The organism is Streptomyces nymphaeiformis (assembly GCF_014203895.1).
GTDB lineage: Bacteria > Actinomycetota > Actinomycetes > Streptomycetales > Streptomycetaceae > Streptomyces > Streptomyces nymphaeiformis.
In genome coordinates, this window is sequence record NZ_JACHJY010000013.1 from 245042 (window position 1) to 260150 (window position 15109).

A 15109-nucleotide genomic window follows, 5' to 3' on the forward strand; every position below is an offset into this window, starting at 1 on the left:
ACCGACTGGTCTGTGAGCAGGACTGCAGCAGCCTCTCGAAGCCAAGGACGACCGCCGTCTGGGATGGTCCCGAACACTGCTTCAACAGATCGGGCACCTACCGCAGTGCAGCTCGCTTTTGTTGCTCGTTGAACAACGTGTGCCCGTGAGGATCCACACGCGCAAGGTTGCTCCCATGGGGCTCGCCCGTGCAGAGCAACACGTCGGCCAGCTCGTCGCCATGCTCGTACGACCCGCGGGTCAAAGTTCCCCTGGACCGATCCCAGTCCAGCCCAGACCACCACCCCTTGAACATGATCATGGAGTCTACGGGCGCCTGCGGTCATCGACGGGAAGGCCATCACGGGCATGTGGTCAGTCGAGGAGGCCAAGGTCGGAGTCGGGACGGCAGATGTCGGACTCCCTCGCTGGTACTTGGAGCCTCACACACTTGGTGCCTCACACGGTGAGCCTCGGCCGCCGATACCGGCAACGCCGCAGCCGACACCCCGACGAAGCCGACGAACCGGCCCGGGCCGCAGACCCGGACGACGCAGTACTCGGACTGGGTAAAGCCGAGCAGGGCCTCCTGCCGGACCGTCCCGAATTCTTCTACCACGTCGGCGACCTCAAGACGCGGGCCCGAAACCCGCCCCGCGGCGCGGCCGGTGCCACCGGCCTCGGCTGACTACCCGCCCCCTCGCCGGCCGCGCACCGCTCTGCTCCGGCCCGGCCCGGTCCGGCCGCCACGATCCCGGTTCTGGCGAGCACCCCGCCGATCTCCTCACCGCGCCGCGCCGGGAAGCCCCTTCGTCTTCGCGTCGACCTTCGCGCCTGCCAGACGGGCCCCGGAGAGCTGCGCCCCGCGCAGGTCCGCGCCCCGGAGATCGGCATCGGTGAAGTCGACGCCCCGTAGGTCGGCGCCGCGGAGGTCGGCGGACCTGAAAGAGGTCCGCGCCAGCTTCACGTCCGCGTCGATGAAAGGGGCGTCGGCCTTGCTGAGCGTCGCACCGCTCAGGTCGGCGCCGCCGAAGTCGGCACGGGTCAGGTCGGACCCGGCCAGGAACACCCTGGCGAGTTTCACGCCCCGCAGATCGGCGCCGACCAGTTTCGTGTCCGACACGTCCGCCTCGACGAGGACGGCGTCCTTCGTGCTGCCGGTGCTCTCGTCGGCGTGACTGAGAACCGCTCCCGACAGGTCGGCGCCGGTGAGCTGTGCTTGGGTGAGGTCCGCGCCGACGAGAATCGCCCGCGTCATGTTCGCGAGGTTGAACGTTGTCTCGCGCAGGTCCGACTCGGTGAGCTGTGCGTCGGTCAGGTTCGCCTCCTCGAAGAACGATCGACGGAAGTCGTACCAGGAGATGTTGGCGTCGGTGAGATCGGCACCCGCCAGATTCGCGTACTGGAAGTTCCGTTTGGCCGTGAGGGGATCATCGAAGAGCGGAACGGCGTCGACCTCCAGCCCGCGGAGGTCGACCTGCTTGAGGTCGATCGTCAAGGGCCGGGCCGGCTCCTGCCGGTTGGCCAGGACGGTCAGTGCCGCGGCCACGTCGGCGGGAGGGGTGGGCGCCTTGTCGGTAGGCGCGGGCCTTTTCGCGGGGAGCGGCGCCCGGTCGCGGATGTAGGCGGACAGGACGGAGGTGACGGCGGGGTCGTCGCGCGGGGAGTCCTGCACGATGCGCCCGAGGGCGTAGATGCCACCGAGCCGGACGTGCAGCGACGCCGACCCCAGATTGCCGACCGCGGTGTTGAACCGGTCGGTGATCTGTCCGGCCTCGGCGATGCGTAGCTCCTTGCTCGCCTGGCCGACCTGCATCCAGGTGAACAACACGGCGGTCAGCGCGGCGAAACCCGGCAACGCGGAGGCGACCAGGCCCCAGCCCTGGTACCGGTTCCCGCCCGTTCCCGTGCCCTGCTTCGTTTCCTCGCCCCGCTCCGCGACCTCACCTCGCTCCGTAGGGCTCTCCCGCCCCACGCGGCCGCCTGATCCCGCTTCCGCTTCCGCTTCCGCTCCCGCCCCCGGCCCGTCGACAGCGGCGCCCACCGGCCCGGCGGCCGCACGGCGCCGGGCGAGGGTCCTCAGCCGGCCCAGATCCCATTTCCTCTGCACGTACCCATGGCACACCACAAAGCCCGGCCACGCCGCTCACCGCGCCCCCACTCGGACGAACCCGGCGAAGAAGCGGGCGACTGCTCCTGGACGGTGATCACCGGTACGGGGCAGGCACGGGCGGACTCGCGGTGGCCCGGGACACGATCACGGCCTCGAAGGGCCGGACGGGGATCGTGAGGGACTCGCGGCCATGGGGACACGGTGACGGTGCCGGGCAAGCGTCCCTCAGCATCGGGGCGGGCGGTGCCCTGGTGAGTGAGGTGGTCCGCATCGGGATCCACTTGGGTGTCCACCCGTGCGGGAGGCTGAGGGTGTAGCCGGCGAGCGGTCGATGGCGGCGCTGCGCGGGCGGGGGAGGCGGCGTTGATGGCGTCGCCCGCGGCGGGAATCCGTGTGACCGGTGGACGGGCGAGCTCCTCCGCCCGGTCGAGGAACTGGGCGGAGGAGCTGCGGCGATTCACTGTGTCAGGGCTTGATCCGGACCACCTGCGGGTCGTGGTCGGACGCCTGGTCGGCGAACTCGCTGTTGATGTGGACGACGTCGTACTGGACGTGCTGCGGCTTCAGCGCGGGGCTGACCAGGATGTGGTCGAGCACCTGGGAGTTGCCCTGGTAGACGTAGGAGTAGCGCTCGGACTCGGGCAGTTCGTCGACCAGGTCACGCAGGACGCCGTCCTGGGTGAGGGTCTGGAGCGCGGGTGAGAACTGGTAGTCGTTGAAGTCGCCGAGGGACACCACCCGGGCGCGGGGGTCGGCGGCCAGGAGCTTGGTGACGAAGGCCTGTTCCGCCGCGGCCTGCTTGGCGCGCTGGACCTCGGAGCTGCGCGTCGGGGCCTGGAAGCGGCTGTCGAGGCCCTGGTCGCCGCCCTTGCTGTTGAAGTGGTTGGCGATCACGAAGACCGGCTTGTTGTGGAAGCTGAACTGGCCGATCAGCGGCTTGCGGCTGCTGTTCCAGGCCTCGTTGAGCGGGTCGATCCGGCCCGGGGAGGCGGTCAGCGAAGTGCGGTTGCCGGTGCCGACGACGTCCACCGGGGTGGTGGCGTCGCCGCCGGGGATGTCGGTGAAGGAGACACGGGCCGGGTTGAACAGGAAGACCTGCCGGATGTTGCCGCCGGGCTCGCCGCCGTCCTTGCCGTCCACCGGGTCGACGGAGCGCCAGTCGTACGCCGGGCCGCCGGCCGCCTTGATCGCCTCGACGAACTCGGTGACGGTGGCGTCGGACGAGACCGTGCCGTCGTTGACCGGGCCGTTGTCGTCCTGGATCTCCTCCAGGGCCAGGATGTCGGGCGAGCGCAGGTTGGTGACCACGCCGGCCGCCAGCTTGGCGAACTTCTCGTCCGGGTCGCCCGGGTCGAGGTTCTCGACGTTGTACGTGCCGATCTTCAGCTCGCTCGGCAGGCCGGACTCGGTGACCTCCCGCTGCAGCCCGCCCGACTGGACGGCGCCGACGCGGGTGGCCGCCACCGCGTAGCCGCCGAACGAGGTGTAGTCCAGTGGACCTCCGGTGGCGCCGGTGAGCCGGTCGCCGACATCGGCGACCGGGAAGTCGGCGGCCGAGCCCAGCGACTGAACCATGAGGCGGCCGGAGTTCGGCTGGTCGTAGCCGAGGTAGACGACACCGCCGCGGGACGAACGCGGGTCCTGCTCCCGGGCGTCCACCCACAGCTCGTGGTACTCGTTGCTGGCCTGCGTCACCGGCACGTCGCGGACCTCGACGTCCATGCCCTCCAGCGACTCGAACAGGTCGAGCGCGTAGGTGCCGGGCCGCAGCGGCAGGGACTCGATCGAGCCGCCCGCCGCATCCGGGGCGTAGGCCGCCGGGATGCTCGAGCCGTCGAGCACGACCGGCGCGGGCACCGGGTTGCCCGAGGAGACCACGGTGACCTTGGGGTTGGTCAGCTCGGTGACGGACTGCGAGCCGCCCGAGCTGTTCGGGTAGTACTCGCTGACCTTGGCCGTGACGAGGACCGAGTCGCCGACCTTGACGGCGGGGACGGCGCTGCCGGTGAAGACGAAGACGCCCTCGCTGGTGGCCGGGTCGGCGTCGGCGTTCGGGTCCTGCATCCAGAAGCCCTTGGAGCCGTACGTACGCACGCCGGTGACGGTGCCGGGGACGCCCGCGATCGTCTTGCCGGCCAGCGGCGAGAGGCGGGTGGCGCCCTGGATGTCGTGGATCCGCACCGTGCCGGGCTCGGTCGGCCCGTTGTCGGAGCCGCCGCCGGGGGTGGAATCGCCCTTGCTGTTGACCGGCGTGGGCGCGCCCGCCCGGAGGTCGGCGGCGTTGTCGTCGGTGTCGGCGAGGGACGCGGCGCGGGCCACCGAGGCGGTGTTGGAGGCGCCCGGGGCGGAGGCGGAGCCCTCGTGGACGACGGCGGTGCCGAAGCCCACCAGGTCGACGACCCGCGGGTCGGCGGCGCAGTCCGCGGCCGTCTTGCAGGTCAGCGCGTCGGTGCCGTTGACGAGCGCGATGGTGCCGGTCGTGGCGGACAGGGCCAGGTTGCCGGCGGCGTCGGCGGCCGGCAGGTCCACGGTGCCGCCCGCGCCGGGCGCCTCGGCGACCAGGTAGCGGCCGCCGGGGGCGACCGAGCCGTTCAGCGGGGTGACCCCCCACTTGCTGGTGGCGCTGGGGCTGCCCGGCAGGTACTGCACGCTGTAGCCGGTCAGGCCGAAGGCGGCCGCGGACGGGTTGGCGAGCTCGATGAAGTCGTTCTTCAGCGTCGCGCCGGAGTTGCCGCCACCGCCGTACACCTCCGCGATGACCGCACCCGCGGACGGGGCGGCGAGGGCGCCGGGGAGCGGGACGAGCACCAGGGACGCGGTGACCGCCGCAGGCAGGGCGGTACGCAGCAGCAAGGAGTGGGAGCGGCGACTGACTATGGGGCTGGGCACCGTTGCGGAGCTCCTTCATGGCAGGACAAGGCCGGGCCGCCGCGCTGGCGCGCCAGGTCAGTGAGAGGTCGTCAAAGTGTTGATGAGGGGCGCCGACGGGCGTCTCACACAGATTCAGGGGTGAAGATACGCGCGTAGAACTTGACGCATCAAGGTTCTGGACGTGAACTTTTCGGAACCATGCCTACGCTGTCCGGGCGGTGTTCCCGCAGGTCCGCCCGGTTCGTGCCGTAGACCGCCATCCACCTGGCCGCCGTGCCGGCCTTGGCCGAGGCGAAAGGGCATGCACAGGGCAATGGCGTCGACCGCGGCCCGGACTCCCTAGGATGCTCGGTTCGTTTCCCGGCCTCGGCGCGAGACGAGGCAACTGAGCGTCTCCGTGGGCCTGCAGAGCCACCTGAGAAGGAGGTTGGTGGCCACGAAGCAGTGGACGCTGACCCGGCCCCGCTCCTTGTCCAGAATCTGCGGGGCTCCGTCCCGGTAGACGTAGCGGAGGTACCGACGGCGGATCGGCGCTCCCGCAATCAGCAGCACTGGCGAACAGGCGAGAAGGGCCACCGGGACGAGAGCCTTCACAGCCGCGAGTTTGGCCTTCTCTTCGTATCGCATGCGCACAATATGACTGGTGCTCCTATCGCTCAGCCCGGCTGGTGGGGTTTGGCGCCGACTGCGGACGGACGGACGGACGGACGGGCGGACGGGCGGACGGGCGGGCGGACGGGCGGACGGGCGGACGGGCGGGCGGACGGGCGGACGGGCGGACGGGCGGACGGGCGGGCGGACGGGCGGACGGGCGGGCGGGCGGCCGCAGACCCAAGCCCCGTCGGGGGAGTGCTGTCGTCCCCGCCCTACCCCTGCTTGACGCGTCTGGCTCTGAGAATTCCCTGGATTTGCTACGCGACAGGAAAGCCGACAAAGGCCCAGATGTCGGCGCACGGCCTCAGCTCCCCAACTGGCGGGGCGTGTTCTGGTCGGACTGTGCCGAGATCACAAGATCGTCTCTGGTGCGGGCTGGTCTGACCTGCCCCTGACAGGATGCGTGGATGCAGATCCTGAGAATGGTGGGCTGCGTCGGCCTGCTGGTTGCGCTCGCGGGATGCGGTGGTTCCGGCGACGGTGCGGCAGCCCCGAGTGAAGTAGAACGTGTGGAGACGACAGCTTCGATGGACCCGAGCTCGATCACTGTCCTGGTGACCTTCGTCGGCGGACCGGCCGACGGCCGAACTGAGCTTCTGCCCCTGCCCGAGGCGACGGGCGGGGTCACCATCGACGGTGTGACGTATCGGGGTGACCCGGGGCCGCCGCCGGAGGTCAAGGACACCCCGGAGGGCCTGGCCCAGGTGATGCGGCCTCTCTGAGGTGGGGCGGGCTGCCCCGCCCGAGGGCTGGAGCTTCCGAACGCCCGTCTGGCAAACAATTACCGAGGTGACGTGATGCTCGGTCCCATTGCCTTGCTGTCCTGAAGCCGGCCAGCGCTTCTGGGCCGGTGCCAGGACAGAGGAAGAGGAAGCAGCGGTTTGCTGCGCGCATTGCGCCGGACGTGGGGCGGTGGGAAGTGACCTTCGAGACTCGGGACAAGTCGGAGCTGCGTGCGCACCTGCGCCGCCTTCGGGAGGAACGGGCCGACGGGCCGACGATCCGGATCGGCACGCTGTGCGGCCGCCTGGAGCAGCGGACCACCTACCGACTGAGCCGGTTCACGGCGGACCTCGCATCCAGGTCTGACCACCCACACGACTCAAGAGCGGGGTCAGACGAAACCGTTCCAGTGGAAGCAAAACGCACCGTCGAAAACACGCCGCTGCTCCCTGCTCGCGCGGGGACGGTCCCTGCAGGTCATTGAGTACACGCCGTCTGGCTTGTTGCTCGCTGCTCGCATGGGGATGGTCCCAACACGGCACTGAGCTACGGCGGCTGTGTGCGCAAGTTTGGGCTCTGGTGTACTTCGTGTGTCGCGTGACTCCAGGTTGCGTGGTCGTAGGCGGTCAGCGCGCGCATACCTGGCAGGCCGCGTAGGAAGCGGGCTCCACTCCTCAGGCCTCCTGGGAATCGATCGACAAGGGAAACCGAGAGGCGCTCTACCGGCGGACCGCCGAGATCAGTCCGCCGGGCCGCTCTTCGCGCAGCGGCGTGGTGCTGATCGGGCGGCCGTAGGCGGCGGCGCGCTCGCGCAGGGTGTGGCTGTGGGCCTCCCAGCCGTGCCCGGCCAGCCAGCCCACCGGGTCGTCGGGCATCTCCGAGACCCACAGGGACGCCGCCGATCCCGGCACGGCGTCCCCGCCGAAGCGCTCGATCACGCCGCGCGAGCCCCACGTCAGCCCCACCCGACTGCCTGCCGCCGACCGCGCGCTGATCCGGGCCAGCAGCAGCTCCACCGCGTCCTCGGGCAGATAGATCAGCAGTCCTTCGGCGATCCACGCGGTCGGCACGGCCGGGTCGTGCCCTGCGGCGGCCAGCTCGCCTGGCCAGTCCTCACGCAGATCCGCCGCGACGGTGATCCGCTCGCAGCGTGCGACGGACCGCTCCTGGCGCAGCACCGAAGCCTTGAAGTCCAGTGGCGCGGCGGTGTCGACCTCGAACAGCCGGGTGCCCTCGGGCCAGTCCATCCGGAAGGCCCGGCTGTCCATGCCGGCGCCGAGCAGCACGACTTGCCGGATCCCGGACGCGGAGGCCTGTTGCAACAGGTCGTCGAGGAACTTCGTCCTGATGACGATGGAGAACGACACGGCCTGCCGGCGACGGCGCGCGGCCTCGTCATCGGGCAGCGGCGGCGAGGAGGGCCACAGGCCGCCGGCGGCGGCAAAGGCCTGTGCCAGTGGGTCGCGGAACAGCGCGTTCTCCCGCTCGGTCTCCAGCGCCCGCACCCTGGCCACCCCCACCGCCGTGGCCCACACTCCCGACGGTTGCACCCGCTCCTGCTCATCAGCCACCGCGCCAGCCTAGAAGATCGACTCCAGGGACCCTGACGAGGGGAGTCAGGTTCATGTGCGGCCAGCCGGCCGTACCGCGCACTGGCCGCCTACGACCACCAGAACCACCATGAGGGCCTGTCCGGGCGACCTTCGCGACGTGGTCGCCTGCATGGACACCTCAGAGGCCGTTGGCTTTCCGGTCGTGACCGTTGAGTTTCTGCTGGTCAGGAATGGGCTCTGCATCGGCGTGGAAGCGTTGGGGCGTCGGGTTGCTTCTTGATCGGTGGGGGTGGCTGGTGGCGTCGGTGCTGGGTCTGCTGGAGGCGAAGGAGTCGGCCGCGCGGGAGGCGGTCGAGCGGGTGCGGGATGAAGTCGCGAGGATCGCGGCCGTGCTCGAAGAGGCCGAGCGGGTTCTCGAACGGCTGGTCATCGCCCGGGAAGCGGTGGTGGAGGTGCTGTCCGAGCCGGCCGGCCGGGCCCTGGACGTGGTGAAGGACAAGGCGGTGGCCGCCGCGATGGCGGGATCGCCGGTTCCCCGCCAGAGCGGGCAACTGGCCAGGGCGGTCCCCGCGCCGGACTACCAGCGGATCATCCCGGTGCTGGAGACCGAGGCGGCGGAGGGCCGGGACAGGGTGCGGGCCGAGGACCTCGCGGTGGCACTGGGACCGGAGGTGGTGCCCGCGAAGATCGAGGGAGTGCGTTCGCGGGCGAAACGCCTGGCTGAGCGCGGGTGGATCACCGGGCATCAGTCCGGGGAGTTCAGCGCCGTGACGCCGTGACGGTGTGGTCAGGCTGCCAGAGACATCGCCGTCGTCCCCGTGTGGGTGCGGCGGGCGAGGCGGCGGCTCATGAGCGTGGTCATCGCCCACAGGATCATGGACTCGCTGGTGGCGGGCAGGGTCTCGTAGCCGCGGGCCAGCCGGCGCGAGCGCATCAGCCAGCTGAGCGTCCTCTCGACCACCCACCGCCTGGGCAGGACCGCGAATCGCGGCTCGTCACTGCGCTTGACGATCTCCAGGGTGAGGTGGAGCTTCTCCTTCGCCCAGTCGACGAGCATGCCGGTGTAGCCGCCGTCCGCCCAGACCAGACGGAGCGAGCGGTGCGCCGCCCGCACCCGTTCCAGGAGAGGCACCGCGGCCTCGCGGTCGCCCACGTTCGCGGCGGTGACCGCGACCACCAGCAGCAGGCCGAGACAGTCCGTGATCACATGCCGCTTGCGGCCCGGTACCTTCTTGCCGCCGTCGTAACCGCGTGAAGCAGCGGGCACCGAGGCGGCGGCCCGCACCGACTGCGAGTCGATGATGTCGGCGGTCGGCTCGGCCGCCCGTCCCTCGCTGATGCGGACCCTGCCCCGTAGCCGGTCGTGGAACTCCACATCCAGGCCCTGGCGGCGCCAGCGGCGGAAGAATGCGTCGACCCGGTCCCACGGCGGGAAGTCGGCGGGCATCGCACGCCACTTGACGCCGTTGTCGACGACGTAACGCACCGCGTCGAGTATCTGCCGGTGGCAGTAGCCCTCCGGCCTTCCGTCCCGCCCCTCCAGCCAGGCCGGCACCGGAAGCAACAGCCGCACGGCCGCCCACTCCGCGTCCATCATGTCCGACGGATACCGGCGCACCCGATCGGGATGATCGGCCGCGTTGCCATACACATGCGCGAGACAATCGCACGAGACGGCAGGCGAGTTGAAGCGGACGGGTGCGGGCGCGTACAACAACGACAACAGGGCCTCCGGGAACCGCTCGGAATGGGGTCGCGTTCCTGAGCTACCAGGAGGCCCTGCCTCCATGCGCCTACCGTCGGAAGTTCACTCGACCAAGACCCCGTTCGCCCCACACGTTCCACGATCGGTCGAGACGGCTTCTGACAACCACCCAGGGGGTTTGAAATGGCTGTTCCATGGGAGCTCTTGATATCCACCGCGGGTGCTGTCACCGCCACCATCGTGGGCGTCGTTGCAGGAGGGGTCGTTGGGCGGCACAGCGAGAATCGAAAGTGGCTTCAGGAGACACAGACGTCCGCCTACGAGAGGTTCTTGCAGGCTTTCGGCGCGGTCGAGATGGAGCTGCGTGAGGCGTTCCTTGAACGGCGCAGACCTGCAGTCGCATGGGGGCCGTTCAATGCCGCGATCCAGTCGCTGAGCTTGGTGGCGAATCCCGAGGCGGCCGCAGCAGCTCTGCAGCTCTGCGATGTCATCGAGGATTTCAGCATTCTCTTCCACGATCGTCAGCCAGCGGATCTCGAGGAGCTCCGACCGATCCACGCCGCCTTGGACCGGGGGCACTTGAAGTTCGTCAATGCGGCCCGACGCTCACTCCATCCCTCGCAGGAACGTCTCGACCAGACACTCGGCGGCCCGTCGCCCTGGCGTGGCGTCGCCTTCGTGGACCAAGGCGACGGCGCCGGCGAGGCTGAATAGCCGAATGAGTCTCTTCGCCGATGCTGCTCCAGGGTGAGGGCGGCCTTGCTCACCGCCGGAAGATCACTCAACCAGGACCCCTGTTCGACCTGCACGTTCCAAGATCGGTTGAGAGACGGCTTCTCAGAACTCCACGGTGACGAAACCGTCCTCGTCGGCCGAAGGGGGCGCCTGGACGCGGTAGCCGAACTGGGTCTTGAGGCCGGCCAGGTCCCAGTTCGCCGCGCGGTCACGGTAGTTGAAGACGAGGTCCTTCGCTGTTCCGCCGTGCTTGAGGACGCGGGCGATGGCGATGTCGTCGGGGTGGCCGTGGATCTTGCCGTTGGTGGAGATCAGGTAGCGGTCGCAGTCGAGGAGGTCGAGGAGGTCGGTCGAGAGGTTCTTGGAGCTGCCGTGGTGGGCGAGCTTCAGGGCGTCGATCCGCAGGCGTCCGCCCTCGGCCTCGGCGCGCGGGCGGACCGAGGCCACCAGGCGGGGGTCGTCCGCGTCGCCGGTCAGGATGATCCGGGTGCCCTCGAACTCGAAGAGCAGGCCGATGCTGGTCGGGTTCGTGGGGGAGCCGTCGCGCTTGAACGGCTCGGCGGCCAGTGCGTCGACGTCGAGGCTGCCGAAGCGTTCGATTCCGGGGGTGAGTTCCCGCTCCACCGGGTCCACTCCCGGGATCAGACCGTTCTCCTCGCACTTCCTCTTCCATTCGTCGATCAGCGACTCCAGCAGGCGGCGGTCGGGGGCCAGCACCTCCATCGTGGATCCGTCGTCGAACCAGGTGAGTGGATGGCCGACCTCGACGCTGCGGCCGTCGAAGGCTTCGTTCCACGGGAGCCGCTGAGTCATGAGCGCCGTCGTCAGGAGTTCCCCGTCCACCGCGCCGAAGATCTCGCGGTCGTGGAGGTGGTCGAAGCCGTTGAACCACACGTCCCCGAACTCCACCGGCCGCTCGGGGTCGTCGAGCATCGCCAGCACGCCGAGGATGTGGTCCTGGTCGACATGGGTGACGACGAGTACGTCGATCCGTCCGCCCAGTCCGGCCAGCAGCGGTTTGATCCGCCGGTAGGTGCCGCGTCGGCCACCGTCGACGAGGATCCGCCGGACGAACGAGTCGTCGCCGTATTCGAGGAGGAGGCAGTCGCCGTCCTCCGCGGGCAGCATCGAGAGCCGGATCATCACGTATTCCTTTGCCGCAGGTCGAGGATCAGGAACGGCTCGCGCATGTCGGCCAGCCAGGACAGTCGGCGCACCTGGTCGAGCCGGTGCACGCACTCGGGGTCGTCGGGGAAGGCGGACAGACCCTCGATGAGCCAGGCGAGCCCGAGCGTGTAGAAGGGGATGCCGCGGTCGAAGGCCTCGATCAGCCCGTCCCGGGCGGGCTGCCGGTTCTCCGAGCCCCGGCGCAGCAGCCGCATCGCCCGCAGGATCGCGCCGTCGGCCAGCCAGGGGAAGCCCGCGGCCAACGTCTCCACCCAGGGATCCCAGTACCTCTCGCCCCCCGCGTGGTCGGTGCCGATGAGGACGTACGCCCCGGCGGCCGCCGCGAGCGGGTTCTGCATCTTGGAGTGGAGCATCGCCTCGACGTCGGTGAAGAGCTGCGCCGCGGTGTCCAGCGCGCCCTGGGCCATGTACGCGAGCCCCGCGCCGACCAGCGGGTCGCGGACGGTTACGGCTACGGCACTGCCGGTCGGGCTCTGCCGCAGGTTGACCAGGACCTCGACCTCGTGCTCGCCCCAGGGCAGCGGAAGGGTGACCAGGCGCACGGATCCGGCGACCTCCACCACCAGGAACTGCCGCTCGCCGATGGGACCGCCCGGGGCCGCAGCGGGGCCGAACCGGCCGAACCGGTAGAGCGGCGCGAGCGCCTCCCCGGGCACGTCGGGCGTGGGCAGGACGCGGGGCGCGCTGCCGGCGATCAGTCGGGCGAGCCCGGGGACGTCGTTCTCCAGCTCCAGCATCGCGGCGAAGGACAGGTTCGCCGGAGGGGCGTCGCCGATCCAGGTGATGAACGCGGTCGCTTCGACGGGCGCCTCGGCGAACTCTCCGTCCGGCCCGGCGGCGGGGGCGACCATGGACCGGGAGGCGACCGACTCGGCGAGCGGGATCGTGGTCCCGCTGTGGTAGACGCTGTCCGGCTCGATGTTGCCCATGAGGTACTGCCAGGAGTGTGTCTCGTACGGCGAGTCGGTCATGACGAAGTCCACCGGGGTCTCCTCGCCCGGGACCGCCACGGCGTTCTCCGTCAGCACCATCCCGGACGGCAGGGTGGCCGACACGACATAGCGGCCGGGGGCTACCTGGTACGACGTGGGCTTGGGGGACGTCCCGCAGGGGATCAGGATGCTGCGCCGGGTGTCGCCGGTGAGGTCGGATGAGTAGATGTCACCGACGATCACCGCGTCGTTCGACTCCCCGGCGGAGGAGATGAAGAGCCTGACGGCGAGTGCGGTGCTCATGGCCTGGCCAATCCGATGCGGAACAACGGTGGACGGGCGTCCAGTTCCTCCTTGCGTACGTCCCCTGGGCTGACGACGGCCTCGACCTCGTAGTGCCCGAACGGGAGGTACAGCGCCCACTCCCTGACGTCCGCCGCGTCGTCGACGGGTGCGGGCGGCGGACGACGCCGGTCCGGCTGCCCGGGGTGTCGGCAGACGAACTCGGCGAGCGCGTTGTCCTCCTTGGGCCGGCAGCCGATGTACACCGGGACGACCGGATCCCCTCTCAGCTCGTGGAAGTCGAAGTCGAACGACTCGGGGCTGACCGGTACCGCGCCTCCCGCGAGGGTGCCCGCGAACGGAGGCTCTCTCATGAAGCGGCTGATCGCGTGCATGAGGGTGCCGGTGGTCACCCGCCAGACGCGGTCCTCGGTGTTCTCGCTCCCGGCGCCGTCGAAGCTCCGCAGCAGCGCGTCCGTGAACAGGCTCACGCTGTCGGCACGTGCGAAGGACGACTCGCCGTGCAGGGTCGCGAAGTACACGGCGTGTTCCCGATCGACGAACCCGTCGGGTCGATCGTTCCCGGCGACCGGGACCCGGCCGAGGGTGTCCCTGCCCACCAGCCTGACGAGCGCGTCCGACCCGGCCCGGCAGGCGTCCACGAAGAACACCTGCTGCGCGGCCCGGCAGTTGTTGAGCCCGCGCGTCAGCGCCTCGAAGTGCAGCGCGCCGTTCAGCGGGCTGTTCCGGTCGGCGAAGACGTCCGCCGCGAGGAGGGAGGTGTCGAACCCTAGCGAGACGCCGTGGCCGCAGAAGTAGAAGACCAGCCGGGCCTCGTCGTGGTCGCCGCGGTCCTTCCACTCCGTGACGGCGGCCACGATGTTGTCGATGGTCGCCGCTTCAATGACATGCCCCGCGTTCGTCCTCGGGTGGACGAAGGGGGTCGGAGCCGTCTCGCTGAGCAGGAGCGCCAGACTCCCCAACGGCCTGGCCTCGTCGTGGTACTGATCGATCATCCAGGAGGCGAACCTGCGTGCCGAGAGCGGCGGCGAGGACAGCTGACGCATCCCCACCGCGCCGGGATGGGGCGTGGGATCAAGCCCGCCGTCCAGGTGGGTGTACGCCCCGACTCCGATGACGAGGGCGTGTGTGGACGAAGGCCCCGCGTTCTTGTCCAGGTGCACGGTGAAACCGGCCATGGAACCTCCGCGTGACGTACCGGCGGGCCGGAGGGAGCATTTACTCCTATTATAGGAATGTATGTGGCATATGGCCCTCGGAGGCCATGATGGGCAAGAACATCGTGGTGTGCCTGGACGGGACGGGCAATCAGCTCAAGGCCAGGGGCAACACCAACGTCGTCAAGCTCTACGAGATGCTCGACCTTCACGACCCCACGGCGCAGATCGCCTACTACGACCCCGGCGTCGGCACCTTCTCCGCCGCCGGCACGTGGACGACCCCGGGGCGCAAGATCTCCAAGCTCCTCGGGCTCGCCTTCGGCTCCGGCCTCAAGGCGAACCTCGCCGAGGCCTATACGTATCTGATGCATCATTACGAACCGGGCGACCGGATCTTCCTGTTCGGCTTCAGCAGGGGCGCGTACACCGCCCGAGCCCTCGCCGGGCTGCTCAAGTCGGTCGGCCTGCTCCGCCCCGGATCGGAGAACCTCGTCCCGTACGCCATCGCCGTCTACGCCAAGAACCGGACCTGGACCGACGACGACTGGAAGCAACTGCACAAATTCGCCGGTGCGTTCAGCCGGAAGGTGAACGAACGGATCGGCATACCCGTCGCCTTCATGGGCATCTGGGACTCCGTGAAGGCGGCCGGACTGCTGCGCTGGAACCTGCGCTGGCTCTTCACCCGGCGGATCCCCAACGTGGGCCGGGTCCGCCACGCCGTCTCCATCGACGAGAAGCGCCGACCGTACGAGGAGTACCTCGTCCTGCCCCCGGAGGAGCCGGGCGCGCCGGGCCCGATGATCGAGGAGGTCTGGTTCGCCGGAGTCCACTCCGACGTGGGCGGCACCTTCGACGACGACCCGAAGCTGCCCACCGTCACCCTCAAGTGGATCGTCGACGGCGCCCTTGACGCCGACCTGCTGCTCAAGGACGGGGCGTACCTCAAGCACCTCGCCCTCGGACCCGGCCACGCCCTCGGCACCGTGCACCGCATGGGCCGCGTCTGGGCCCTGCTCACCTACCGGCACCGCCGCGTCCCCCGCGACGCCCGGGTGCACGAGAGCGTAAGGCTGCGCACGGAATTCGACGCGGACTACAGGAAACGCATCCCGGTCGGCGTGACCTGGTCGGACGAGGAGTGGCTGGACCCGCACCCGCGGGCCGGGTGACCTGCGTTCGGTCTACGTCTC

At 69.9% G+C, this 15109-nt stretch carries 12 protein-coding genes; 5 read left to right on the top strand and 7 right to left on the bottom strand.

Going from position 1 to position 15109, the window contains the following annotated elements; genetic code table 11:
* The first annotated feature begins 445 nt into the window (after window positions 1-445).
* Window positions 446-667, top strand: a complete 222-nt coding sequence (locus tag GGE06_RS37350) for a hypothetical protein (RefSeq protein ID WP_184932880.1) — start codon at window positions 446-448, stop codon at window positions 665-667.
* A gap of 96 nt (window positions 668-763) precedes the next feature.
* Here GGE06_RS37350 and GGE06_RS43585 read toward each other — a convergent pair whose 3' ends face one another.
* Window positions 764-1954, bottom strand: coding sequence for a pentapeptide repeat-containing protein (locus GGE06_RS43585; RefSeq protein ID WP_184932881.1), 1191 nt, complete (start codon window positions 1952-1954; stop codon window positions 764-766).
* Between the two features lie 603 nt (window positions 1955-2557).
* Window positions 2558-4981, bottom strand: coding sequence for a DUF8508 domain-containing protein (locus GGE06_RS37360; protein ID WP_184932882.1), 2424 nt, complete (start codon window positions 4979-4981; stop codon window positions 2558-2560).
* Between the two features lie 1145 nt (window positions 4982-6126).
* On the opposite strand from GGE06_RS37360, the gene GGE06_RS37365 reads away from it, so the two are divergent.
* Window positions 6127-6339 carry a hypothetical protein gene (locus GGE06_RS37365; protein ID WP_312883436.1) on the top strand — a complete coding sequence of 71 codons (213 nt, stop codon included), beginning with the start codon at window positions 6127-6129 and terminating at the stop codon, window positions 6337-6339.
* 720 nt (window positions 6340-7059) lie between these two features.
* On the opposite strand, the gene GGE06_RS37370 is transcribed toward GGE06_RS37365, so the two are convergent.
* Window positions 7060-7875, bottom strand: coding sequence for a class I SAM-dependent methyltransferase (locus GGE06_RS37370; protein WP_181924915.1), 816 nt, complete (start codon window positions 7873-7875; stop codon window positions 7060-7062).
* 248 nt (window positions 7876-8123) lie between these two features.
* Here GGE06_RS37370 and GGE06_RS37375 point away from each other — a divergent pair, with 248 nt between their 5' ends.
* Window positions 8124-8672: a hypothetical protein gene (locus GGE06_RS37375; RefSeq protein ID WP_246532966.1), complete on the top strand. Its 549-nt coding sequence runs from the start codon at window positions 8124-8126 to the stop codon at window positions 8670-8672.
* Window positions 8673-8680: 8 nt separating this feature from the next.
* Here the strand turns inward: GGE06_RS37375 and GGE06_RS37380 are convergent, their stop codons facing one another.
* The gene (locus tag GGE06_RS37380; protein ID WP_184932883.1) at window positions 8681-9490 is read right to left on the bottom strand and encodes an IS5 family transposase; all 810 of its coding nucleotides are present in this window, start codon (window positions 9488-9490) and stop codon (window positions 8681-8683) included.
* Window positions 9491-9802: 312 nt separating this feature from the next.
* On the opposite strand from GGE06_RS37380, the gene GGE06_RS37385 reads away from it, so the two are divergent.
* Complete coding sequence (locus GGE06_RS37385; protein WP_184932884.1) at window positions 9803-10312, top strand: hypothetical protein; 510 nt, start codon at window positions 9803-9805, stop codon at window positions 10310-10312.
* A 123-nt stretch (window positions 10313-10435) separates the two neighbouring features.
* Here the strand turns inward: GGE06_RS37385 and GGE06_RS37390 are convergent, their stop codons facing one another.
* The 3 genes from GGE06_RS37390 to GGE06_RS37400 are packed head-to-tail and all read right to left on the bottom strand — an operon-like array spanning window position 10436 to window position 13934.
* A complete protein-coding gene (locus GGE06_RS37390; RefSeq protein WP_184932885.1) occupies window positions 10436-11476 on the bottom strand; it encodes a ComEC/Rec2 family competence protein in 1041 nt (346 codons plus the stop codon).
* Window positions 11476-12756 (bottom strand): hypothetical protein, encoded by a 1281-nt coding sequence (locus GGE06_RS37395; RefSeq protein ID WP_184932886.1) that lies wholly within the window; start codon window positions 12754-12756, stop codon window positions 11476-11478. Before GGE06_RS37395 ends, GGE06_RS37390 begins: the two co-directional genes overlap by 1 nt.
* Entirely contained in the window at window positions 12753-13934 is a 1182-nt protein-coding gene (locus tag GGE06_RS37400) for a caspase family protein (RefSeq protein ID WP_116163704.1), read from the bottom strand. Before GGE06_RS37400 ends, GGE06_RS37395 begins: the two co-directional genes overlap by 4 nt.
* 89 nt (window positions 13935-14023) lie before the next feature.
* Between GGE06_RS37400 and GGE06_RS37405 the strand changes: the two genes are divergently transcribed.
* The gene (locus GGE06_RS37405; RefSeq protein WP_116165731.1) at window positions 14024-15088 is read left to right on the top strand and encodes a T6SS phospholipase effector Tle1-like catalytic domain-containing protein; all 1065 of its coding nucleotides are present in this window, start codon (window positions 14024-14026) and stop codon (window positions 15086-15088) included.
* Window positions 15089-15109: the final 21 nt, after the last annotated feature.